The sequence below is a fragment of the Bradyrhizobium sp. AUGA SZCCT0431 genome (genome assembly GCF_018131065.1).
Classification (GTDB): Bacteria; Pseudomonadota; Alphaproteobacteria; order Rhizobiales; family Xanthobacteraceae; genus Bradyrhizobium.
Genome location: NZ_JAFCLR010000037.1, coordinates 48,263 through 68,934, shown reverse-complemented (window position 1 = coordinate 68,934; position 20,672 = coordinate 48,263). Strand labels below are relative to the sequence as shown.

Annotated in this window: 23 protein-coding genes; 9 read left to right on the top strand and 14 right to left on the bottom strand. The window is 62.8% G+C overall.

The genetic code is table 11. From position 1 onward, the window contains the following. Positions 1–10 precede the first annotated feature (10 nt). A complete protein-coding gene (locus JQ567_RS29035) occupies positions 11–640 on the top strand; it encodes an OmpA family protein (RefSeq protein ID WP_212441991.1) in 630 nt (209 codons plus the stop codon). A 214-nt stretch (positions 641–854) separates the two neighbouring features. Here JQ567_RS29035 and JQ567_RS29030 read toward each other — a convergent pair whose 3' ends face one another. Next, positions 855–2,153: a phospholipid carrier-dependent glycosyltransferase gene (locus tag JQ567_RS29030; RefSeq protein ID WP_409363638.1), complete on the bottom strand. Its 1,299-nt coding sequence runs from the start codon at positions 2,151–2,153 to the stop codon at positions 855–857. A 227-nt stretch (positions 2,154–2,380) separates the two neighbouring features. On the opposite strand from JQ567_RS29030, the gene JQ567_RS29025 reads away from it, so the two are divergent. Both JQ567_RS29025 and JQ567_RS29020 read left to right on the top strand, forming a co-directional pair. After that, positions 2,381–3,070 carry a FecR domain-containing protein gene (locus tag JQ567_RS29025; protein WP_409363637.1) on the top strand — a complete coding sequence of 230 codons (690 nt, stop codon included), beginning with the start codon at positions 2,381–2,383 and terminating at the stop codon, positions 3,068–3,070. A gap of 2 nt (positions 3,071–3,072) precedes the next feature. Beyond that, positions 3,073–4,182, top strand: a complete 1,110-nt coding sequence (locus tag JQ567_RS29020; RefSeq protein WP_212441988.1) for a hypothetical protein — start codon at positions 3,073–3,075, stop codon at positions 4,180–4,182. 113 nt (positions 4,183–4,295) lie between these two features. Here JQ567_RS29020 and JQ567_RS29015 read toward each other — a convergent pair whose 3' ends face one another. Continuing rightward, a complete protein-coding gene (locus tag JQ567_RS29015) occupies positions 4,296–4,727 on the bottom strand; it encodes a VOC family protein (RefSeq protein WP_212441987.1) in 432 nt (143 codons plus the stop codon). Between the two features lie 213 nt (positions 4,728–4,940). Further along, positions 4,941–5,486 (bottom strand): cupin domain-containing protein, encoded by a 546-nt coding sequence (locus JQ567_RS29010; protein ID WP_212441986.1) that lies wholly within the window; start codon positions 5,484–5,486, stop codon positions 4,941–4,943. A gap of 133 nt (positions 5,487–5,619) precedes the next feature. On the opposite strand from JQ567_RS29010, the gene JQ567_RS29005 reads away from it, so the two are divergent. Continuing rightward, positions 5,620–5,835, top strand: coding sequence for a CsbD family protein (locus JQ567_RS29005; protein ID WP_212441985.1), 216 nt, complete (start codon positions 5,620–5,622; stop codon positions 5,833–5,835). A gap of 91 nt (positions 5,836–5,926) precedes the next feature. On the opposite strand, the gene JQ567_RS29000 is transcribed toward JQ567_RS29005, so the two are convergent. The 3 genes from JQ567_RS29000 to ggt form a co-directional block, all read right to left on the bottom strand. Further along, positions 5,927–6,385, bottom strand: coding sequence for an FKBP-type peptidyl-prolyl cis-trans isomerase (locus JQ567_RS29000; RefSeq protein ID WP_212441984.1), 459 nt, complete (start codon positions 6,383–6,385; stop codon positions 5,927–5,929). Between the two features lie 78 nt (positions 6,386–6,463). Then, positions 6,464–7,720, bottom strand: a complete 1,257-nt coding sequence (locus JQ567_RS28995) for an FAD-dependent oxidoreductase (RefSeq protein ID WP_312017482.1) — start codon at positions 7,718–7,720, stop codon at positions 6,464–6,466. Between the two features lie 132 nt (positions 7,721–7,852). Then, positions 7,853–9,439, bottom strand: a complete 1,587-nt coding sequence (gene ggt / locus JQ567_RS28990) for a gamma-glutamyltransferase (RefSeq protein WP_212441983.1) — start codon at positions 9,437–9,439, stop codon at positions 7,853–7,855. Positions 9,440–9,643: 204 nt separating this feature from the next. On the opposite strand from ggt, the gene JQ567_RS28985 reads away from it, so the two are divergent. After that, a complete protein-coding gene (locus JQ567_RS28985) occupies positions 9,644–10,396 on the top strand; it encodes a rhodanese-related sulfurtransferase (RefSeq protein ID WP_212441982.1) in 753 nt (250 codons plus the stop codon). Further along, positions 10,389–10,604 (top strand): SlyX family protein, encoded by a 216-nt coding sequence (locus JQ567_RS28980; protein WP_212441981.1) that lies wholly within the window; start codon positions 10,389–10,391, stop codon positions 10,602–10,604. Before JQ567_RS28985 ends, JQ567_RS28980 begins: the two co-directional genes overlap by 8 nt. Positions 10,605–10,660: 56 nt before the next feature. Here the strand turns inward: JQ567_RS28980 and JQ567_RS28975 are convergent, their stop codons facing one another. The 3 genes from JQ567_RS28975 to JQ567_RS28970 all read right to left on the bottom strand — a co-directional run bounded on the left by JQ567_RS28975 (position 10,661) and on the right by JQ567_RS28970 (position 11,390). After that, positions 10,661–10,927 carry a hypothetical protein gene (locus JQ567_RS28975; RefSeq protein ID WP_192738391.1) on the bottom strand — a complete coding sequence of 89 codons (267 nt, stop codon included), beginning with the start codon at positions 10,925–10,927 and terminating at the stop codon, positions 10,661–10,663. Positions 10,928–11,011: 84 nt separating this feature from the next. Beyond that, positions 11,012–11,146 carry a hypothetical protein gene (locus tag JQ567_RS38725; protein ID WP_283816583.1) on the bottom strand — a complete coding sequence of 45 codons (135 nt, stop codon included), beginning with the start codon at positions 11,144–11,146 and terminating at the stop codon, positions 11,012–11,014. Between the two features lie 43 nt (positions 11,147–11,189). Then, positions 11,190–11,390, bottom strand: coding sequence for a hypothetical protein (locus tag JQ567_RS28970; RefSeq protein ID WP_249165794.1), 201 nt, complete (start codon positions 11,388–11,390; stop codon positions 11,190–11,192). 123 nt (positions 11,391–11,513) lie between these two features. Between JQ567_RS28970 and hemE the strand changes: the two genes are divergently transcribed. Beyond that, complete coding sequence (gene hemE / locus JQ567_RS28965; protein WP_212441980.1) at positions 11,514–12,557, top strand: uroporphyrinogen decarboxylase; 1,044 nt, start codon at positions 11,514–11,516, stop codon at positions 12,555–12,557. 108 nt (positions 12,558–12,665) lie between these two features. On the opposite strand, the gene JQ567_RS28960 is transcribed toward hemE, so the two are convergent. The 4 genes from JQ567_RS28960 to JQ567_RS28945 form a co-directional block, all read right to left on the bottom strand. Then, entirely contained in the window at positions 12,666–14,279 is a 1,614-nt protein-coding gene (locus JQ567_RS28960; RefSeq protein ID WP_212441979.1) for a GMC family oxidoreductase, read from the bottom strand. 137 nt (positions 14,280–14,416) lie between these two features. Then, positions 14,417–15,193, bottom strand: coding sequence for an enoyl-CoA hydratase (locus JQ567_RS28955; RefSeq protein ID WP_212441978.1), 777 nt, complete (start codon positions 15,191–15,193; stop codon positions 14,417–14,419). Next, positions 15,190–15,630: a MarR family winged helix-turn-helix transcriptional regulator gene (locus JQ567_RS28950; RefSeq protein ID WP_312017481.1), complete on the bottom strand. Its 441-nt coding sequence runs from the start codon at positions 15,628–15,630 to the stop codon at positions 15,190–15,192. The genes JQ567_RS28955 and JQ567_RS28950 overlap by 4 nt, the downstream gene beginning before the upstream one ends. A gap of 192 nt (positions 15,631–15,822) precedes the next feature. Further along, on the bottom strand, positions 15,823–18,813 hold the full coding sequence (locus JQ567_RS28945; protein WP_212441977.1) for an EAL domain-containing protein: 2,991 nt from the start codon (positions 18,811–18,813) through the stop codon (positions 15,823–15,825). Between the two features lie 315 nt (positions 18,814–19,128). Here JQ567_RS28945 and JQ567_RS28940 point away from each other — a divergent pair, with 315 nt between their 5' ends. Next, on the top strand, positions 19,129–19,371 hold the full coding sequence (locus tag JQ567_RS28940) for a hypothetical protein (protein ID WP_212037300.1): 243 nt from the start codon (positions 19,129–19,131) through the stop codon (positions 19,369–19,371). Positions 19,372–19,396: 25 nt separating this feature from the next. Then, positions 19,397–19,639 carry a hypothetical protein gene (locus JQ567_RS28935; RefSeq protein WP_212441976.1) on the top strand — a complete coding sequence of 81 codons (243 nt, stop codon included), beginning with the start codon at positions 19,397–19,399 and terminating at the stop codon, positions 19,637–19,639. A gap of 25 nt (positions 19,640–19,664) precedes the next feature. On the opposite strand, the gene JQ567_RS28930 is transcribed toward JQ567_RS28935, so the two are convergent. Continuing rightward, the gene (locus tag JQ567_RS28930) at positions 19,665–20,672 is read right to left on the bottom strand and encodes a glycosyltransferase family 4 protein (protein ID WP_212441975.1); all 1,008 of its coding nucleotides are present in this window, start codon (positions 20,670–20,672) and stop codon (positions 19,665–19,667) included.

Below are 20,672 nucleotides of genomic sequence, written 5' to 3'. Positions count from 1 at the left end.
GAATACGACTATGACCCGCTTTAATGGATTTTCCATCCTGACATTCGGCGCTGCGCTGTCGATGACGGCGGGCGTGGCGTTTGCCGGCGACACCGTCTCGGCAGACAAGATCCTGAACGCGCTGAAGCCGACGTCGGCAACCCGCAGCCTCTCGATGGGCCCGCAGGTCAACACCGCCGCTCAGGCCAAGGAAGCCAGCTTCGTCGACACGCTGCGCAATCGCAAAACCCGGTCGCTCTCGCTCGGCGAGCGCCAGGAAATTGCCGAGCTCGCCGCGACCAAGCCGAAGATCGATCTCGAAATCCGCTTCGACTACAACTCGGCCGACATCAGCAAGAGTTCGATGTCGGCGGTGCAGGAACTCGGCAAGGCGCTTTCGGACGCCAGCCTGAAAGGTTCGACCTTCGTGGTTGCCGGTCATACCGATGCGGTCGGCAGCGACGGATATAACCAGGACCTCTCCGAGCGCCGCGCCGATACGATCAAGAAGTTTCTCACCGAGCAGTACGGCCTCAACGCCTCCGACCTCGTGACCGTCGGCTACGGCGAGACCCGGCCGAAGGATTCGAACGCGCCGATGGACCCGGTCAACCGCCGCGTCCAGGTCGTCAACATGGATACCAAGACCGCGTCGAAGTAAGTTCGCGCGCTTCGATCCGCCTGCTGGAAACGGCAGGCGGATTTTGCGCGCTTGAATGCGGACCAAATCCATCGTCGTCCCGGCGAAGGCCGGGACCCATAACCACCGGCCCATGAAGAGGGCAAAGACGTCAACCATCCCCCGTAACAATTATCGCCGCGGAGTATGGGTCCCGGCCTTCGCCGGGACGACTCGTTGAGAGAGCTACGCCAACCTAGATCCAGTTCTGGAAAATCATCAGGCGGTTGAACGTCGCCATCGATGTTTCCACGAACCCGGCCGAGATCGGCAGCATTACAACGAAGCCCGCAAACCCTACCGCGACAAAAGCCCATAGCAGCCAGCCTGGCGTGTTGCCGCGGCGGAGCGCATAGACCAGCACGAAACTCGCGGTGGTCGCGGCCGGCAGATAATAATAGATGAAGCCGAGCGTGCGCGGCAGCAACGCCCATGCGAGATACGGGCCGATATAAAACGCCAGCACCAGAAACGCATCTGCCCGCCGCGTCACGATCCAGTCTCGCAGGCAAACCAATAGCGCGATCAACGCCGGCCACAGGATCAAGGGATTGCCGAGAAAGACCACGGCCGAGATCCTGTCGTCGCCGACCTTGTCGAACAGATACCAGACCGGGCGCACCAGGAACGGCCAGGACGGCCACGAACTCATATAGGTGTGGCCCGCGATCGCGGTGGTGGTGTTGTCGCTGAAAATCCGCCGTTGCGCCTCGATGATGTCAGGGACCGACAGGCCGTAGAGCGGGACGAAGGTCGACAGATAGGCCACCGCCGGCATCAGCAGGAAGCATGCCGCGAAATGCCAGGCCTTGAAATCGGGCCACAGGTCGGGCCGATACCAGTCGTCAGGATTGCCGTCGGCAAACTGCGTGCGCCAGCTTTGCAGGAGGCGGATCGCCGCCACGATGACGACGCAGACCACGAGCACGAACAGCCCGCTCCATTTGCATCCGATCGCAAAGCCGCAAGACAGCCCGGTCAGGGCGAACCACAGATGCGGCCGTTGCTGCCGGAAGCCGTACATGAACGCGGCGATGGCGAACAGGCTGAAGGTCAGCGCGAAAATATCCAGCATCGCGATCCGCGATTGCACGAACAGCATCTGATTGAAAAAGGCGAGCAGGCTCGCGGCGATGGCCGGCCCCTGCGCCGCGAACAATGCGAGGCCGCACAGATACACCGCGACGATGGCGAGCGCGCCTGCCAGCACCGCCGGATAACGCCAGCCCAGCGGCACGTCGCCGAAGGTGTGGATCGACAGCGCGATGAATTGCTTGGCCAGCGGCGGATGCATCGGGTTGAGCATCGGCTGCGGCATCACGGGCAGAAGCATCTGCCGCGCCGCCGGCACGTAATGCACTTCGTCGAAGTAAAACTTTTCGGGCGTGGTGATGCCGATCAGCATCGCGAAATGCGCGAAAAAAAACAGGGTACCCGCGATGATAGCGGTACGCGCAATCGTCTGATTGGGAATAGAAGTTGGTGATTCCAGCACTGTCTTCACAAACCAAATGAAATTGCGGCAGAATTGAGTGTGGTCGGTACAGATTTTTATGTCCATCGCATTGAACGCGATTGGAATCCGACGCCACTAACCGACGGGCTAGTAGCGCGCCGCCTGTGATAATTCTACCACATCATTTGCGTGCGCGATCCGGTACGATATCGGGATAATCGATCGGCTTTGAAATGAAATCGCGTAACTGCTCTGTTTTTCTTTTTGTGCTTGGTGCAATCGCGGTGCTGGCGGCAAGTCCGCTTTCAGCACAAACGCGCGTCGGTGAAGCCGCCGTCGTCAAGAATCAAGTTCACCGGGTTGCCGGATCGGCGACCAGCCAGCTCAATGTCGGCGACGGATTGCTGCGCGACGAAATCGTGCGCACCGGCCTCGACAGCGCCGCGCGGCTGGTGATGTCCGACAGCACCAACCTGTCGCTCGGGCCGAACGCGTCGCTCAAGCTCGACCGCACCGTGTTCGACGACGAGACCCATTATCGCGACGTCGCGATCCGCCTGACCTCCGGCGCGTTCCGCTTCGTCACCGGCAATTCGGAAAAAGCCGCCTACAAGATCACAACGCCGCTTGCGACCATCGGCGTCCGCGGCACCACGCTCGACATCCTGTCGCAGCGCGGCCAGACCGTCGTCAATTTGAGGGAAGGCCAGGCGTCGGTCTGCACCGTCAGCTTCGAATGCGTCCAGCTCACCAATCCCGGCGATACCGCCGTCATCACCCTGAGCGGCGGCAAGACGTCGATCAAGAAGACCAACAACCCGCCATGGACGTTCGCCAAGACCTGCAGCGCAGCGGCGGGGCTTTGCAGCGCGACGCAATATGCCAACGCCTCACCGACGGTGACGCCGCCGGTCGATGACGGCAGCGATCCCACCGGCATGCTGTGTGGACGTTGACGATGGCAAACCGCATCAAGGGCTTGATCGTATCGGCCGCGCTGACCGCGGCGACTTTGCTTTTGCTGACGCCGATGCTGGTCTCGCCCGCGTCGGCGCAGTCGCCGTCACCAACGTATTCGCCGTCGCCAACACCAACCCCCACATATTCACCCACACCAACGCCCTCGCCATCTCCAATTGCGACGCCGACACCAACGCCGAGTCCAGGCCCAACCGGCGCGGATTCCAGCGCGGGATCGATCAACGATCTGGCCAAGCAGCGCTTCAACCAGATGATCACCAACCGCGTGCTCGGCACCGTGCTGCTCGGCATCAACGAACAGGTCAATTGCGGCGATTGCGTCAGCGCCTTCGGCTCGGCGGGGTCGTTCTCGGCCGGCATTCACGGCCGCAAGAACCTGACCGCCAATCTGTCGCTGCTGGCGGGCATCGCCTACACCCATTACAGCGAAGGTGGCTACAGCGTCACGGCGGCCCCGATCGGCGCGTTCGCGCTGCGTTACGATTTCGCCGACTGGGGATCGTCACGGCCGTTCTTCGACATCGGCGCCATCCTGACGCCCTATGAGAAGATACGCTATCGCCGCACCTATGCGACGAGCTTAGGGGCGGTATCGCTGGACAGCCACACCACCGGCGACAATTACGGCGTCTATGGCCGCGCAGGCTGGATCAGCCGGCTGTCGCCGCGCGACGAGGTCGCCGCCTCCGTCGAGGTCTGGCAATTGTGGCAGCGCGTGAAGGGCTATACCGATCCCGCCGCCGCGTTCAATCCGTTCGACGCCTCGATCGCCGGCGGCACCGACAAGACCAATCTGGTCAAGATCGGCGGACAGTGGACGCATCTGTTCGGCAACAATGTCGAGGCCAATATCAATGGCGGCTTCGTGCAATCGTTCGGCACGCAATCCGGCATCGTCGCCACCGTGACGGGCAACGGCACCGTGGTGCCGACGATCGGCAACCAGGGCTGGTTCGAATATGGCGGCCGTCTCGGCTTCCGGATCAGCAAGGGCTGGGTCGCCGACCTCTTCGTCAACGGCACCGCCGGCCCGCAGCCGGTCGGCGACACGCTGCATGGCGGCGTCGGCTTGCGGATCACGTACTAGCGAAAAATGTAAGGTGGGCAAAGCGCAAGCGTGCCCACCACCCAGCGCGAGAAATGTAGATGGTGGGCACGGCGCTTTCGCGCCTTTGCCCACCCTACGCATTCAAGGCGAGATCAGGCGTCGGCCGTGGCGCATTGCGCCGCATTCGCGGCCGCGATATCCATCCACATCACTTCCCAGATATGGCCGTCGGGATCCTCAAAGCTGCGGCCGTACATGAAGCCGTAATCCTGCTTCGGGCAGGGATCGACGCCGCCGCCCGCCTTCTGCGCCCTGCCGACGACATCGTCGACTTCCGTCCGGCTGTCGGCCGAGACGCAGATCAGCACCTCGCAGAAAGTTTTGGCGTCCGCGATCTTCTTCGGCGAGAACTGCATGAACTTTTCATGGGTCAGCAGCATCGCGTGGATGGTATCGGAAAACACCATGCAGGACGCGGTGCCGTCGCTGAACTGCTCGTTCTTCACGGCGCCGATCGCCTGGTAGAACGCGGTGGCGCGGGCAAGGTCGGTGACCGGCAGGTTGACGAAGATCATTTTGGCCATGAATGGGCTCCTTTCGAGGGGTTCGGATCGAGGACGAATGAGCCGGGACCGATCCGACATCGGTTTTGGAGATTTTTTTTCGGCCCGAATTTCCGTGTCGTGACGGGGCTTTGCCAGGACTTCGACAAACTAACTTCGGCAAGCCAATACTGAAATGCCTGGCACGAGGCCGGGCATGACAAATTTAACCGTCATCGCGAGGGCGATGAGAAGTTACGACTTCTTCTCCGCGGGGTCCCGGTGCACGGGGTCGACCCACAGCACGGTCTCCGGCTTTTCGATCGGCTCGATGTCGAGGTTGATCGCGACAGCCTCGCCGTCGCTGCGCACCAGCACGCATTCCAGCACCTCGTCGCGGCTGGCATTGATCTCCTGGTGCGGCACATAGGGCGGCACAAAGATGAAATCGCCCGGTCCGGCTTCGGCGGTGAACTGCAGCTGCTCACCCCAGCGCATCCGCGCCTTACCCTTCACGACATAGATGATGCTTTCGAGATGACCGTGATGATGCGCGCCGGTCTTGGCGTCGGGGCGGATCGTCACGGTGCCCGCCCATAATTTCTGCGCGCCGACGCGGGCGAAATTGATCGCGGCCTTGCGGTCCATGCCCGCGGTCGACGGCACGTTGGGATCGAGCTGATTGCCGGGAATGACACGGACGCCATCATGCTTCCAGCGATCGGCGCCGTGGCTGTGCGAGTGATCGCCGTGAGAATGATCGTGCGAGTGATCATGTGGATGGTCGTGAGAACCTGACATCGCGCTGCTTTCCGTAAAATCGTTCGGTGGCCAAGCGTACATAAAAACGTGAACAGAAACCAGCGTTTAGAGTGAACCGCTGGCGCATTGGTGCGTTGCCCTATCGAAGTACAAACATCAAAAGGAATGTTCCATGGGTAGCACGGCAGACAAGGTTAAAGGCGCCACCAACGAAGCGATCGGCAAGGCCAAGCAGGGCATCGGCGAAGCCACCGGTTCTGAGCAACTGCAGGGCGAAGGCGTGATCCAGGAAGTCAAAGGCAAGGGCCAGAAGGCGATGGGCGACGCCAAGGAAGCTGCCAAGGAAGCCCTCGACAAGGCCGCCAACGCGGCAAACAAGAATCTCTGATCGCACTGATTGCATGAAACTGAAAGACCGGTCCTTTGGGACCGGTCTTTTTTGTTTGCACCATCGGGGCGCATGAAGCGAGAAGCGGCGGTTACTTCACCGCCAGCAATTCGACATCGAACATCAGCGTGGCGTTGGGCGGAATGACGCCGCCGGCGCCGCGCGCGCCATAGCCAAGCGCGGGCGGAATGATCAGCGTGCGCTTGCCGCCGACCTTCATCGAGGCGACGCCCTCGTCCCAACCCTTGATGACGCGGCCCTGGCCGATCGGAAAATCAAACGGCTCGTTGCGGTCGACCGAAGAGTCGAACTTCTTGCCCTTCTGGCCATTTTCATAGAGCCAGCCGGTGTAATGCATGACGCAGGTCTGGCCGGGTTTCGGCGAAGCGCCGGTACCGACCGTGTTGTCGATGATCTGCAAACCTGAAGCTGTGGTCATGGGTTTTCCTGCGGCTTGGGCCGATGCGATTGTGGAAACGAGAGGTGAAGTAACGGCAGCCGCGATGGCTGTGAACGCAGTCTGGATGATCGTGCGCCGGGAAGATCGCATCTGATGAACCCTTTTCTGAAGAGACGCGTGTCTCTAGCCCAAGGCGGACTATTTCCATAGCCATTTTTCGCTAGCCAGTTATGCTTCAGAGGATAGTTGGCCGCCATCCCGGTCCAGCGCGAAATCGCGCAGCAAGGGCGAGGTCGTACCCGCGATCAAATCGCCGATCAGGTGCGCGGCGAGATAGCTGAACGTGATCCCGTTGCCGCCATAGCCGTAGGCCGCAAAGACGCCCTTTTGTCCCGGCACCGGGCCGATCAGCGGCAGGCCGTCGCGCGTGGTGTCGAACGTGCCGGACCAGCGGAATTCGATTTCGGTGTTCGCGATCGGCCATAGCGCCGCAAGCTTTTGTGCGAGAATCCTGGACTTCTCGGGGATCAGGCGGTCGCGCGCCTCCGGCTCGATCACATCCTCGCTGTCCTCGCCGCCGATGATGATCCGCCCTGCCCGCGTCGTGCGCGCATAATGATAATCCTTGCTGTTCTCCCAGATCAGCGCGGCATCCTTCCAGATGTTCTGCGGCTGCGGTATGGTCGCAATCGCCCAGCTCGATGACACCGCATGCACCGTCGAATGGACGATATCGGGCATCGTATAGCCGGTCGCGAGTATCACCGAACGCGCCTCGATCTCACGGCCATTGGCCATGGCGACACCAACCGAACGTCCCGCAGGGTCGAACGCCACGGCATCGCCTTCAAACGAGCGGGCGCCCCGCGCAACGGACGCGCGGAGAAGCCCGCGTGCCAGTTGCATCGGATCGGCATCGGCGGCGCCCTTTGACACGATCGCCCCTGCGCGCGCGATTCCAAAAGTATCGAGCAGTCTGGCATGGTCGAGATATTCGCCGGGCAGACCGGCGCGTTGGCGCAGGCGATGCTCTTCGATCAACTCGCCGCCGGTGTCACCGGCCGCCAAATAAAGCGAATCCCTGTCATGCAGGTCGCAGGCGATGCCGAGCTGTGCTACCAGCGATTTCAGGCCGGTGACCGCGTTCAGGCTGGCGCGATAGGCGCGCGTGGCGCGCTCGAAACCATAAGCCTCCGTCAGCTCCGTCAGCGAGCGGTCGATCTCCCACAGCAGCATCGAGGTGCTGGCCGCGGTGCTGCCGCGACCCGGCAACTCGCGATCGACGATCACGACGTCGAGGCCCTGGCGCGTCAGACGCTCGGCGACCAGCGATCCGGTGATCCCCGCGCCGACGACCAGCGCGTCACATTTGAGATTCTCGCTGACCTCACGGCGCGCCGGGTGCCCGGCCGCCGCAAGCCACGGCGATTGGCCGCCGTGCAGATCGGCCTGTTCGGTGTCGTCGGTATCGAGAACGCTGATCACGGACCTCAGGGGCTGACGCAGGAGACAAACCGGCGCACGTCCGCGCCCATCGCTTAACGAAAGCGATGGGAACTGGTTCCGATGTCGATGAGGTGAGAGACGGCGGGCGGGCAGCAAGTCTGCCCGATCGCTTCAGTATCCCAGCGCGCAACCATCCTTGCGGGGGTCGGAACCGCCGACCAGCGTGCCCTTGTCCCAGTCGATCCAGATCGCCTGGCCGCCGCCGAGCGGGCCGACCACGCTGGTGGTCTTGTGGCCGATCTTCTTCAGGCCCTCGACGATCTCCGCCGGCACGCTGTCCTCGAGCTGGTAGACGCCCTCGTAATGCAGGCCCCGCGGCATATCGATCGCTTCCTGCACGTCGCAGCCATAGTCGAGCATGTTGGTCAGCACGTGGCTTTGGCCCACCGGCTGATACTGCCCGCCCATCACGCCGAACGGCATCAGCGCGCGGCCGTTTTTGGTCACCAGGCTCGGGATGATCGTATGCAGCGGCCGCTTTCCCGGCGCGATGCAATTGGGATGGCCGGGCTGGATCCGGAAACCGCCGGCGCGGTTCTGCAGCAGCACGCCGGTGTTGTTGGAAACGATCGCCGAGCCGAACGAGTGCGCGATCGAGTTGATGAACGAGCAGACGTTGCGGTCCTTGTCGACCACCGTGATGTAGACGGTGGACGGATTCATCGGCGGCGCGACGTTCGGCAGGTCGAGCAGACGGTCCATGCTGATCTTGCTGATGTGCTCCTCGGCAAACTCCTTGGCGAGAATGCCGGCAACATCGACGTGAACCTGCGCGGGGTCGCCGATATATTGCTCCCGCATCATGTAGGCGATGCGCGCGGCCTCGGCCTCCAGATGAAAACGCTCGACGCTCAGCGCGGGATATTTCGTGAGATCGAAGCGCGAGAGGATGTTGAGCATGACCAGCATGGTGATGCCCGGGCCGTTCGGCGGGCACTGCCAGACGTCGTGGCCCTTATAGATGGTGCCGATCGGCGACGTCGTCTCGGTAGAGTGGGCTGCGAAATCCTCCAGCGTGTGCAGGCCGCCGATACCGCGCAGGGTATCGACCATGTCGGCGGCGATCTCGCCGGTATAGAACGCGTCGCGGCCATTCTTGGCGATCGCGCGCAGCGTCTTGCCGAGTTCCGGCTGATGGATCACATCGCCGACGGAGGCAGGCTTGCCGTGCGGCAGCAGATAGCGCGCGGTGTTGGTGCCGTTCTTGAGTTTCTCGAAACCGTTCTTCCAGTCGAAGGCGATGCGCGGGGCGACGATGTAGCCTTCTTCGGCGGCCTTGATCGCCGGCTGCAGCAGGGTATCGAGGCCCATCTTGCCGTGGTCGCGCAGGATCGTATCCCAGGCGTCGATGGCGCCGGGAATGCTGACGGCATGGGCCGAGGTCAGCGGCACCGAGTTGATCTTGCGCTCGATATACCATTCGGCATTTGCCGCCATCGGCGCGCGGCCGGAGCCGTTATAGGCGACAATCTTGCCTTCGCCCTTGGGCTGGATCAGCGCAAAACAATCGCCGCCGATGCCGGTCGATTGCGGTTCGATGACGCCAAGCAGCGCGCAGGCCGCGACCGCGGCATCCGCGGCGGTGCCGCCCGCGCGCATTACGTCGACCGCGACCAGCGCCGCGGCGGGATGCGAGGTCGCCACCATCGCGTTCTGGGCATGGACCGTGGAGCGGCCGGCGAAATGGAAATTCCTCATCAGGAAAGCTTTCTTTTCAGCGTTTTCTTGGGTCCCGCCGGGGGTCAGGCGCGGGCTAACGGTGGGTTCTTGGCATATTCATCCCGGACAGGGCAATGGCTGGTATGCCAGAGATTTGGCCACCAAGGCAGGCCGGCAAACGCAGGGGGCGGCGGCTGATTTTGCAGGGTTTCCCCCTCCCTGCCCGCCTGATAAACGGTCGCCATGCCCCTCAAGGTCGCCGCCTTCTACCAATTCGCCGCGCTGCCGGATTTCCGTGAGCTGCGCGAGCCCCTGCGCGCGATCTGCGCGGGCCTCGGGCTGAAAGGCAGCGTGCTGCTGGCACATGAGGGCATCAACGGCACCTTGGCCGGGGATACGCGAGCGATCGACGCACTGGCCGAGGAGTTGCAGACCGGCGCCCTGTTCGGCGGCCGGCTCGACAATCTCGAACTCAAATTCTCGCACGCCGCCGCGATGCCGTTTGCGCGGCTGAAGATCCGGCTCAAGAAGGAAATCGTCACACTTGGCGACGCGATTGCCGATCCGACGCGGCAGGTCGGCACCTATGTGGAGCCGGCCGACTGGAACGCGCTGATATCAGCGCCCGATACGCTTGTGATCGACACCCGCAACGCCTTCGAGGTCGCGATGGGGACGTTCGAAGGCGCGGTCGATCCCGGCATCAGGAGTTTTGGGCAGTTCAAGGATTTTGCCGCGCGGCAGCTGGATCCGGCCAAGCACCGCAAGATCGCGATGTTCTGCACTGGCGGCATTCGCTGCGAAAAGGCCAGCGCCTATTTGCTGGCGCATGGATTTAACGAAGTCTATCACCTCAAGGGCGGCATCCTGCGTTATCTGGAAGGCGTGCCGAAAGAACAAAGCCGCTGGCGCGGTGAATGCTTCGTGTTCGACGAGCGGGTCGCGCTCGGCCACGGCTTGGAAGAGCGGCAAACGAACGGTGGCTCCCATGAGTGACACCAACGCGCTCGGCGAGCGCATCGACGCGCTGGAAATGCGGCTGACGTTTCAGGACGTAACCATCGAGACGCTGAACCAGACCATCACCGAGCAGTGGAAGCAGATCGACGCGCTGACGCGCCAGCTCGCGGAGCTGAAGGATCGGCTACAAGATGCCGAAAGCAACGTGGCCGGACCGGTCAACGAACGGCCGCCGCACTACTAAGCGCACAAACAGAAGCGGCCTCCACCAGGAGGCCGCTTCGACAAACTCAACGCTGATTAATAGCGTTCGCGCTCGATGATGACCTTGCGGTCAGGATCGTAATCGCGCTTGCGCTTGATAACGACGGTCTCGTCGCGATCACGGTACTCACGTTCACGGATCACCTCACGGTCGCGATAGCGGTCACGGTCGACGCGGCCGACGGTGACGCCAGCGCCTCCCGGTCCAACGCCAACGCCGACGCCCACATCCTGCGCACTTACCGGCTGAACGAAGGAAATTCCGGCTACCGCGACGGCAGCCATTACAAGATGCTTGATCATCGCATGTTCCTCTCTGTGAATTTATCTGGAGCAATTCGCGGTGATATGAATCGTTCCGGCGCAATCACGCGCGCTGCAATGGCACTACGCGCGCATGCCAAACCAGATCGCGAGCGCGATCATGGCGGCGACGATCACGGCCCAAACCACGGGCGTGACTTTCTTCGAACTGCCGCTACGCGGCGAGTTATTGGCGGCATGGTTGAATTCAGTCTTCATCACCGCACCCGCCAAAACGTGCTAGCGGAAAACCGCGAGCACCTTAGTCCAGGAGCGACTGGTTCGCGCGGTCGCCGTCTGGTTTCGTCTTCGCCGGTTGCGCGGCACTCACGGGGTCCGACGCCGGAAAACTGCCTTCCAGCCCGGCATCGAGTTTCTCGCGCATTTCCCGATCGGCCAACAGCGCGTCACGAGGGTTCTCGGCGTGCTTGTCATGCGCCGCGGGATTGAATTTCTCAGCCATGTGGTTCCTCCATTGCCGAGATAACGCCCCGGATTTGCGCCTGTTCCATATCTCGCCTTGGCCAAGCTGGAACCTGCTGTTATCAGAGGCATCAATATCAGCCGTTCTTGCAGGAACCTTTCGTTGACCCAGATATCCCAGAAGCCGTTTCTCGACGTGTTGTCCGGCCATCGGCAGAACGTGCCGCCGGTCTGGATGATGCGGCAGGCCGGGCGTTATTTGCCCGAGTATCGCGAACTGCGCGCCAAGGCCGGCGGCTTTCTCGATCTGTGCTTCACGCCGGAATACGCCGCCGAAGTGACGCTGCAGCCGATCCGCCGGTTCAACTTCGATGCTGCAATCATCTTTTCCGACATTCTCGTCATCCCCTACGCGCTCGGTCGTTCCGTACGCTTCGAGGCCGGCGAAGGTCCGCGGCTCGACCCCCTGGATACGCCGGAGCAGGTGACGAGCCTGGCCACACACGCCGACTTCAGCAAACTCGAACCGGTGTATGAAGCACTGCGCCGCGTTCGCCGTGAGCTCGATCCCAACATCGCGCTGATCGGCTTCTGCGGCGCGCCGTGGACGGTGGCGACCTACATGGTCGCAGGCCAGGGCACGCCGGACCAGGCGCCGGCCCGGATGATGGCCTATCGCCATCCCGAGGCGTTTTCGAAGATCATCGACGTGCTGGTCGAGAATTCGATCCAGTATCTGCTCGGCCAGCTCAAGGCCGGCGCCGACGTGCTGCAGATCTTCGACACCTGGGCCGGCGTGCTGCCGCCGCGCGAATTCCAGCGCTGGTCGATCGAACCGGCAAAGCGCATCGTCGCGGGCGTGCGCGCGCAAGTGCCCGATGCCAAGATCATCGGTTTTCCCCGTGGCGCCGGCGCGCTGCTGCCTGCTTACGTCGAAGCGACCGCCGTCAATGCCGTCAGCATCGACTGGGCGGCGGAGCCGTCATTGATCCGCGAGCGCGTGCAGAACCGCGTGGCCGTGCAGGGCAATCTCGATCCGCTGGCGCTGATCGCCGGCGGTGCGGCGCTCGATCGCGCTGTTGACGACGTGCTGGCGAATTACGCAAGCGGCCGGCTGATCTTCAATCTCGGCCACGGCATCCAGCCGGAAACGCCGATCGCCCATGTCGAGCAGATGCTGAAGCGGGTGCGGGCGTATAAGGGGTAATTGTCATGCCCGCGAAGGCGGGCATCCAGTAATCACCGGCGTGCGTAAGAGCCGAGATGTCACGGCGTACTGGATCATCCGCCTTCGCGGATGATGACAGCGGAGCCCCTACCTCGCATCCTCCAAAATCATGTCCGAGGCTTTTTCGGCGATCATGATGGTGGGCGCGTTGGTATTGCCGGACATCAGGTCCGGCATGATGGAGGCATCGACCACGCGCAGGCCCTCGATGCCGCGCACTTTCAGGCGCTGATCGACCACCGCCAAGGGATCGTTGCCCATCCGGCAGGTTGAGGTCGGATGATAGACCGTGCTGCCGGTACGGCGACAGAAATCCAGCAACTCGTCGTCGCTCGCGACCTTCGGCCCGGGATCGACCTCGCCGACCGCAAACGGCTTTAGCGCGGGGGCCGCGAGAATCTTGCGCAATATCCTTATCCCGTCGATGAAGGCGCGGCGGTCGGTTTCGGTCGCAAGATAATTGATGCGGATTTCCGGCGCCACGCTCGGGTCCGCGCTCTTGATGCGCAGCGAGCCGCGGCTTTCGGGGCGCAGCTGGCAGACCGAGGCCGTGAAGCCCGATTGCGCATGCAGCTTCTCGCCCATCTTGTCGGTCGAGAACGGCAGGAAGTGAATCTGGATGTCGGGCGAGGCCAGCCGCGGATTGGTCTTGAAGAACGCGCCCGAGGTACCGGCCGCGATCGTCAGCGCGCCCTTGCGGAACGCCGCATATTGCAGACCGGCCATCACCCGCCGAACCGGATTGTTGACGATGTCGTTCAGCGTGATGGATTGGGCGCAACGCGTCACCAGCCGAACCTGCAAATGATCCTGCAGATCGTTGCCGACGCCTTGCGCATCGAGCACGACCTCGATGCCGTGGCTCTTCAGGAGATCCGCAGGTCCGACGCCGGAGAGCTGCAACAATTGCGGCGAATTGTATGCGCCGCTGGAGACCAGGATTTCCCTGCGCGCCCGCGCCGTGCGCACGCGGCCTTCCTGCTTGTACTCGACCGCTTTGGCGCGGCGGCCTTCGAACAAAATGCGCTGCGCCAGCGCCGAGGTTTCGATGTGCAGATTGCTGCGATTCCTGGCGGGGCGAAGATAGGAGAAAGCCGTACTGGCGCGGCGGCCGCGCCGCGTCGTGGTCTGGAAAAATCCAGCGCCTTCCTGGGTCGCGCCGTTGAAATCGGGGTTGGTGGGTATGCCGACCTCGGCCGCCGCGACCACGAAGGCTTCCGACAGCGGATCGGCATGGCGCCAATCCGACACCGGCAGCGGGCCACCTGTGCCGTGATACTTGTCGCCGCCGCGCTGCTGGTTCTCGGCCTTCTTGAAATAGGGCAGCACGTCGTCATAGCCCCAGCCGGCATTGCCGCGCTGGCGCCAGCGATCGTAATCCTCGTGCTGACCACGCACATAGAGCAGACCGTTGATCGAGCTCGAGCCGCCCAGCACTTTGCCACGCGGCTGAAACACCTGCCGGCCGTTCAAGCCCGGCTCGGGCTCGGTCTGGTACATCCAGTTGACGGATTTTTCCTTGAACAGCTTGCCGTAGCCGAGCGGCACGTGGATCCAGAGATTGCTGTCCTTTGGTCCGGCCTCCAGCAACAACACCGAATGCTTGCCGTCCGCGCTCAGCCGATTGGCGAGCACGCAGCCGGCCGAGCCGGCACCGACGATGACGTAATCGAATTCGGCAGCGTCATTATTATTGCTCATTGGTTTCCCCCGCGCGCGCCCGGCACGCCTCCCATCACAATGATGATGTGGGATGGTTGCGGGCGATGCACCATTCGGATGCATCGCCACACGGGCCGCCTGCTAGGGAAAAGAGGTAGCGGGGGCGTCCGATAGGGTCAAGTTGCCGCAAGATTAGAGAAATCCGGCGGGCGGCGCTCGGCGAATGCCGTGAAGGCTTCGCGCGCCTCCATCGTCTTCAACCGTTCCGCGAACCGTTCACTCTCTGCCAGTATCTGCGCCATCAACACCTCGGGATTGCGCATCAGCCGCTTGGTCGTGCTGACGGCACCGGCCGGTTGCCTGGCGAGGCGTCCCGCAAGCGCCTTTGCCTCGGCATCGAGCCGGTCGAGCGGCACGACGCGGTTGGCAATGCCCCACGCCAGCGCGGAAGCAGCATTCACGGGTTCGCCGAGCGCAAACATCTCAAAGGCGCGCGCATAGCCGATCCGAAGCGGCATCAGCAGGCTGGATGCGGCTTCCGGCACCAGTGCCAGATTGACGAACGGCGTTGAAAGCAGCGCGTTTTCGGCCAGCACCACCAGATCGCAATGAAGCAGCATCGTGGTCCCGACGCCGACGGCGCGTCCCTGGACCGCGGCAACCAGCGGGCGGCTGGATTGGGCGAGCGATTTCAGGAAGCGGCTGACGTGGCGCTCGCCCTGCATCTGGCCGGTGGCAATCGCCGCGAACTCGCCCACGTCGTTGCCAGCAGTGAACATGTCGCCTTCGCCCCGGATCAGGACCACGCGGACGGCGGGATCGGTCTCCGCAACCTGGATCGCGTCCGCCAGCGCGCCGTACATCGCGTTTGTCAGCGCGTTCTTCTTGTCGGGCCGCGCCATTGTCAGAATCAGGATGCCGCCGTCGTTTTCGATTTTGATGTGTTCGGTCATTGCACTTCTCCTCTTGGAAACTTGGTTTGAAAACTGGTGAGCCAGCGCGCGACGATTTCGATTTCGGCGTCGGTGAATCCCTCGGCGAGGCGTGCGTTGATTTCGGCAAGCCCGGCCTTCGACTGCGCCAGTGCCACGCGACCGACCGGCGTCAGCCAAAGCCGCCACGCGCGGCCGTCATCCGGATCGGCGCGCCGCTCGATCAGGCGAGCCGCCGTCATCCGGTCCACCAGGCCGCTGATGCCGGGCGGACCGAGGTCCAGCGCCGCACCCGCCTCGCCCATCAGCGCCCCGTCGCGTTGACCGAGGATAAAGAGCAAGCCGGACTGCGCGGCCGTCACCCCGTTCCTCTCTGTCTTCGCCGCGACCCATCGCTGCAGCCGGCGCTGCGCGACGTTGAGCAGGAAGACCAGCCGGCGGTCCGGGCGGGAGGTCACTTGTGGACGCGCTTTTGGAATTTAGTTCGCATGCGAAATATCTACCCGAAGGCCGGGGGCTTGTCACTACTGAATGTGATGTCGCCCCTTCGGCACCGAGCAAGGTTCCGCGGCCGGACCCCGCCGGCAAAGAAGGCGATTTGGCCAGAACAATCGGAGCTGCCGCGCCCGAGGGGCAGCGGGCCCCTGACCTTACTGGTCGATCACAAGCTCTGCTGCTTTGGCTTCACCATCGGCGTCCGGCTGGAGCGGCGGAGACGCCGTATGCGGCCGCAGCAGATCGGCAATGCCGCCCGGCGGCAGCGGCTTGCTGAACAGGTAGCCCTGCATCTCGTCGCAGCCGTGCCGGCGCAAAAACGCCTGCTGCTCGATGGTCTCCACGCCCTCGGCCACGACGGTCATGCCGAGTGCCTTGCCCATGCTGATGATGGCTTGCGCGATCGCCTGGTCTTCCATGTCCTCCGCGAGGTCGCGAACGAAGGATCGATCGATCTTGATGGTGTCGATCGGGAATTGCTTCATCAGCGACATCGAGGAGTGACCGGTGCCGAAATCGTCGATGGCGATATGAATGCCACGCCCCTCGATCCCGTCCAGCACACGCACGGCACGCGCCACGTTCTGCATCACCATGCTTTCGGTGACCTCGAGCTGGAGCAGGTTCGGCGGCATGCCGCTGATCGCCAGCGCTGCATCGATGTCCTGTAACAGGCGCTCGTCGACGAACTGGCGCGGGGAAAGGTTGACCGCCATCGAGACCGACCGCATCCCCTGGCGTTGCCAAATCATGTTCTGCGCGCAGGCTTCCCTGAGCACCCAACGGCCGATCGGAACGATCAGGCCGGTTTCTTCGGCAAGCGGAATGAACTCGCACGGCGGCAGCATGGCTCCGTCCGGAGCGCGCCAGCGCAGCAGCGCCTCGACGCCGGTGATCTCGCCGGTGTTCAGATCGATCTTGGGTTGATAATGCAGCAGCAGCTCGTTGCGCTCCAGCGCATGCCGGAGGTTGGTTTCCATCGTGAGCCGCTCGATGGGCTGGGTCCTGGTGTCGCGGGTGAAAAACCTGAATCCGTCCTTGCCATCGCCCTTGACGAGATACATCGCCGTGTCGGCATTCGCGGTCAGGGTCTGAATGTCGGTGCCATCAGCAGGATAGATCGCCACGCCAATCGAGGCGGTGACGTTGCATTCGTGGCCGCTGAGCTGGATGGGCTCACTCAAAATCCTCAGCAGGTCTCGCGCGACGCCCTCGACGCCCTCCCGCCCCGAGACATCCTCCAGAATAAGGACGAACTCGTCACCGCCAAGCCGGGCGACGACGTCGCAAGCGCGCACGCTGCGCCGCAGCCGGGCGCCGATCTCGGTCAACAGCCGGTCGCCGGCGTCATGGCCGAGCGAATCGTTGATGACCTTGAAGCGGTCGAGATCGATGAACAACACGGCCAATCGGCGATCCTGGCGCCGCGCCGACTCGATTGCAAAGTGCAACAGCTGGTTGAACGACTCGCGGTTCGGCAGATCAGTGAGGCTGTCGTGGGAGGCGAGATATTCGATGCGCTGATCCGCGATCGTTTTCGCGTCGGCGCGCTCAAAATTCTCCAGTGCGAACGCGACATTGTCGGCAAGACGCTGCAGCAGCTCGGTCAATTCAGGCGTGAATGCGTTGTGTTCCCTGGACAGAAACAACAGCGCGCCAAGCGCCTCTCCGCCGCGCATCAGCGGCAATGCCGCGCCCGACATGGTCGCACGGTCCTTGGCGCGATTGTAAAAGTGGCTGTTCACCGGAAAGTCGGCGAGATAGTCATTGCTGATGCACGCCTTGCGCGTACGCATCGCGATGCCGGTAACGCCCTGTCCTTCCGGGTGATGCGCATGCGCGGACAAGCGGATATCGATTACGCGATCCCGTCCGGGACCCGCTGCCGCGACCACCTCCAGAAACTCGCTGTCGGGGCGCGCCAGCGCAATGACCGTGGAGGTGAAATCACCGCCCAGCACCGCTGCTTCGCATACCCGCCGGAACAGCTCCTCGCGCGTGGTTGCCCGCATGATCGCTTCGTTGGTGGCGCCCAAGGCGGCCAGCAGGCGCGCAATCCGCTCCTTCTGCCTTTCGGCAGCGCTGCGCTCGGCCTCCTGCGTCAGCACATCCAGCCCGAACGAGACGTTTTCGACGATCCGCCCCATCAGGGCGGTCATCTCGTCATCGAGCCGGTCGCCACCGCCGAAGAAGAAGTACATGACCCCGACAGTCCTGGCGCCGGCGAACAGCGGGAACACCGCGCACGCCGCCAGCCCTGCTTTTTCCACCAGCGGCAACCACGGGCGCGAGCGCGGATCGTTGGGTACGTCATTGCTAAGACAAGGCTTGCCTGTCCGGAATGCCGTCCCGCCCATGCCTTGTCCTTGCGGGATCGCGGGATCGCAGGAGAAACGCAGGCTCGCGGTGATTTCGGGATAGACGCTCGCCTGCGCGGCCAGCCTGAACCAGGTGGTGTCCGGCTCGGGCAAGAAGATGGCGGTGCCCAGCAGTTTTCCCTGCTCGACGGCGGCCTCACAAACGCGCGTGAACATCTCGTCTTCCGAGCGCGCCCGCATGATTGCTTCGTTGGTCGCGGTGAGCGCGGCGAACATCCGGGTGATACGCGCCGTGGAATTGTCGCGGTCAAAATTGTCCAGTGCAAAGGAGGCGTTTTCGGCCATGCGCTCGAGCAGGCCGACCGTTTCATCGTTCAGCGCGTCGGCTTGTTCCAGATAAAACAGCAGCACGCCGATCGGTTTTCCGTGCCGCTTGATCGGCACGGCGGCGGCCGACCGGGCTCCGACCTGACGCGCCTGGGCATGCCAGCGCCTGGTCCGTTCGTCGTTGAGATAGTCGTTGGTGACGAACGAGCGTCCGGTGCGAAATGCGGACGGGGCCAGGCCCGTTCCATCGTCCGAATCCTCGTGTACCGAACTGAAATTGTCGGCGTTCTTCAGCGTATCGACCCCAAGGCCGGCGCCGGCAACACAACGCAAACAACCGCTGCCGTCGGCGAGCAGCATGCCCGTGCCGAGGAACTTGCCGCCAAACACCGCAGCGTCGCAAACCCTTTGAAAAAGCTCATCCTCCGATTTAGCCCGCAGGATGGCTTCATTGGTGGCGCTGAGCGCTCCAAACATGCGCGCCAAATTGGTACGCAACATCATCGATCCCCTATGTCGCGGAGCAAGTTGACGTTTCGCCGCCAAACCAGGGTTATGAAAAGCGGTAAACAAGGAATGAATCGGGCTTAAGAATAATGAGCGGCTAAGATTTCCCGACCTTCGTAGGTAGTTCCCCGGACCGCTGCTTCGCCTTTGGGCATTGGCGGCCACGGATGCACATCCCGGTCAGCCGGCGACAGACACCGAACCCAAGACAGCGGCTCAAGACAGCGGCTCAAGACCGCGGCTCAAGACATTGGTTGCCCTTTGGTCCCGGCGGGAGGATGCTGTCGGCAAGGGCAAAGGGAGCGCGACATGAGCAAGACAGGTCTCGACAATCGCCACCGCAACCACGATGGCGAAATCAGCCACAAGCACGGCGCCACGCTGGTTGGCACGTTTCGCAAGATTTACGGACAGGGATTCGCCGCCGGTTATCCCGCGACCGAGAAGCTGAGCGACGTTTTGCTTCAGCTCAACGAGACCTCGTTGAGCCAGCTTCGCCGGGATTACGAGACCGGCCACCTCGAACACAAGATCGCGAAATCTGCGAAGTAAGGCCCCCGCACAGGTAAAGATCTGCATGGCGAAGATCCTGCTTTCGATACAAGACTTGCAGGCGCATGCGTTGGCAGAGCTCCGCAATCAACCCGGCTGCTCCAGCGTTCGCAGGATCGCCATCAATCGCGCCACGGATGAGCGGGCTGAGAACAATTGGTCGATGTGCGTGGTGTCCGCTGGCGAGGCCGATGCCAACGCGGCGGCACGCGCCGCGCTCGACATCCAGAAGGCACTGCGCCACGACTACAATCTGGCGGCGGAGTGACTGCCCGGGCTGCAGGCCCCGGTTCTTAGCCGAGGATTGATCGGTACAGGCCCAGATATCTATCGGCCATGCGGTCTACCGTGAAACGGGCCGATACCGCAGCACGGCAAGCAGCGCGATCGATCTCGTCGATGCGAGCTATCGCATCTACCGCCGCATCGAGGCTGTCGACCAGAAATCCGGTCACGCCATCATCTATGAGTTCGGGCATCGATCCGCGGTTGCGGGCGATAACCGGCGTTCCGCAGGCGAGCGCTTCTACCACCGACAGACCGAACGGCTCGTCGAAATTGATGAGGTGGAGCAGCGCGCGTGCGGAGCCCAGAGTCTTCGCGCGTACCGTTCCGCCAACCGGGCCAAGATAGACCACGGATTCGTCGTCGAGTGCGGGCGCTACTTGCTCGTCGTAGTAATTCTGGTCCTGGACGATGCCGGCCATGATCAATTTCCGGCCGGATCGATCTGCCGCAGCGATCGCTTCAGCCGCCCCCTTGTCCGGGTGAATGCGGCCGAAGAAGAGCAGATCTTCGCTGCCGTGCGGGTCGAAGGGGAAATCCTCCAGCGGGATGCCATGGTGGATTGTTGCGGCATAGCGCAGGTCCGGATGGCGATCGGCGTCGCTGATGGCAACATAGTGGACGCGTTCTTCGTATTCCTTGTAGGCGGGCAGGATGCGCGCGGAAGAGAAACCGTGGATCGTCGTTACGACAGGGGTTCCGACCAGCCGCGAGAAGGCGAGCGGGACGAAATCGGCCTGATTGTGAATCAAGTCGAACTGACCAGCCTGCTCAAAGACGTGGGCGACATGGAGCATCTCCCACACCTTTGCGTCGATCGCGGGATCCTCGGAATAGGGCGCAGGGCAGATGGCATCGAGCTTGCCTGCCGTCCTGCTGTCCTTGGTGGCGAACAGGGTGACGTCGACACCGCGCGCGACCAGGGCCTCGGTCAAGAGACTCGTCACCTGCTCCCAGGGGCCGTAATGGCGCGGCGGTGTACGCCAGGAGATCGGCGCCAGCATGGCAATGCGCAC

What these genes read in the sequence shown, in the direction of transcription:
- JQ567_RS29035 (WP_212441991.1), top strand. Translation starts at nt 11, where the DNA reads ATGACCCGCTTTAATGGATTTTCCATCCTGACATTCGGCGCTGCGCTG.
- JQ567_RS28975 (WP_192738391.1), bottom strand. Translation starts at nt 10,927, where the DNA reads ATGATCAAGCATCTTGTAATGGCTGCCGTCGCGGTAGCCGGAATTTCC.
- JQ567_RS28980 (WP_212441981.1), top strand. Translation starts at nt 10,389, where the DNA reads ATGAGTGACACCAACGCGCTCGGCGAGCGCATCGACGCGCTGGAAATG.
- JQ567_RS29005 (WP_212441985.1), top strand. Translation starts at nt 5,620, where the DNA reads ATGGGTAGCACGGCAGACAAGGTTAAAGGCGCCACCAACGAAGCGATC.
- JQ567_RS28945 (WP_212441977.1), bottom strand. Translation starts at nt 18,813, where the DNA reads ATGTTGCGTACCAATTTGGCGCGCATGTTTGGAGCGCTCAGCGCCACC.
- JQ567_RS29010 (WP_212441986.1), bottom strand. Translation starts at nt 5,486, where the DNA reads ATGTCAGGTTCTCACGACCATCCACATGATCACTCGCACGATCATTCT.
- JQ567_RS29000 (WP_212441984.1), bottom strand. Translation starts at nt 6,385, where the DNA reads ATGCGATCTTCCCGGCGCACGATCATCCAGACTGCGTTCACAGCCATC.
- JQ567_RS28955 (WP_212441978.1), bottom strand. Translation starts at nt 15,193, where the DNA reads ATGACCGAACACATCAAAATCGAAAACGACGGCGGCATCCTGATTCTG.
- JQ567_RS28985 (WP_212441982.1), top strand. Translation starts at nt 9,644, where the DNA reads ATGCCCCTCAAGGTCGCCGCCTTCTACCAATTCGCCGCGCTGCCGGAT.
- JQ567_RS28960 (WP_212441979.1), bottom strand. Translation starts at nt 14,279, where the DNA reads ATGAGCAATAATAATGACGCTGCCGAATTCGATTACGTCATCGTCGGT.
- JQ567_RS28970 (WP_249165794.1), bottom strand. Translation starts at nt 11,390, where the DNA reads ATGGCTGAGAAATTCAATCCCGCGGCGCATGACAAGCACGCCGAGAAC.
- JQ567_RS38725 (WP_283816583.1), bottom strand. Translation starts at nt 11,146, where the DNA reads ATGAAGACTGAATTCAACCATGCCGCCAATAACTCGCCGCGTAGCGGC.
- JQ567_RS29020 (WP_212441988.1), top strand. Translation starts at nt 3,073, where the DNA reads ATGGCAAACCGCATCAAGGGCTTGATCGTATCGGCCGCGCTGACCGCG.
- JQ567_RS29015 (WP_212441987.1), bottom strand. Translation starts at nt 4,727, where the DNA reads ATGGCCAAAATGATCTTCGTCAACCTGCCGGTCACCGACCTTGCCCGC.
- JQ567_RS28940 (WP_212037300.1), top strand. Translation starts at nt 19,129, where the DNA reads ATGAGCAAGACAGGTCTCGACAATCGCCACCGCAACCACGATGGCGAA.
- ggt (WP_212441983.1), bottom strand. Translation starts at nt 9,439, where the DNA reads ATGAGGAATTTCCATTTCGCCGGCCGCTCCACGGTCCATGCCCAGAAC.
- JQ567_RS28935 (WP_212441976.1), top strand. Translation starts at nt 19,397, where the DNA reads ATGGCGAAGATCCTGCTTTCGATACAAGACTTGCAGGCGCATGCGTTG.